The sequence below is a fragment of the Dyella agri genome, from assembly GCF_044904705.1.
In the GTDB taxonomy this organism is placed as follows: domain Bacteria; phylum Pseudomonadota; class Gammaproteobacteria; order Xanthomonadales; family Rhodanobacteraceae; genus Rhodanobacter_A; species Rhodanobacter_A agri.
Genome location: NZ_JADIKL010000025.1, coordinates 1 through 710, shown reverse-complemented (window position 1 = coordinate 710; position 710 = coordinate 1). Strand labels below are relative to the sequence as shown.

Annotated in this window: 1 protein-coding gene; it reads left to right on the top strand. The window is 67.6% G+C overall.

Features of this window, described 5'->3' with window-relative positions; genetic code table 11:
* A partial coding sequence (locus ISP14_RS18715) for an OmpA family protein (RefSeq protein ID WP_404542893.1) occupies positions 1-675 on the top strand: 675 nt, incomplete at its 5' end.
* Between the last annotated feature and the right edge of the window lie 35 nt (positions 676-710).

Below are 710 nucleotides of genomic sequence, written 5' to 3'. Positions count from 1 at the left end.
GCCGTGATGGGCAGCCACCACAAGAACCCGGTGGACAGCGACTGGGCACCGGCGGCCGAACTGGGCCTGGGTCTGTCCAAGGCGATCACCGACAGCTCCGACTTCCGCGTGGAAGGCGGTTACCGCTACGACTGGGACGACAAGAGCCAGACCACCAAGAGCGGTTACGGCGACTGGTTCCTGGGCCTGAGCATCGTGTCGCGCTTCGGCGCCGTGCCGGCCGCCCCGGCTCCGGCCGCTGCGCCGCCGCCGCCGCCGGCTCCGGTGGAAGCGCCGGCGCCGCAGAAGGTCGTGATCGACCTGCGTGGCGTGAACTTCAAGTTCGACTACCCGAAGAAGGGCCACGTGCACGCGTCGGAAATCGACAAGGCGCTGGCCGTGCCGACCTCGGACTCGGTGGCGATCCTGGACCAGGCCGTGGATACGCTGAAGCGTTATCCGGACGTGCACGTGACGGTGGCGGGTTACACCGACGCGAAGGGCAAGCCGGCCTACAACCAGGCGCTGTCGGAGCGTCGTGCACAGATCGTGTATGACTACCTGACCAGCCACGGTGTGGACGCGAGCCGCCTGGAAGGCCCGATCGGCCACGGTGCGGACAACCCGATCGGCGACAACGCCACCGACGCGGGTCGTGCGCAGAACCGTCGCGTGGAGCTGCAGGTCCAGCAGTAATCGGACTTGTCGCAGTGTCACGAAAAAGCCCGGCA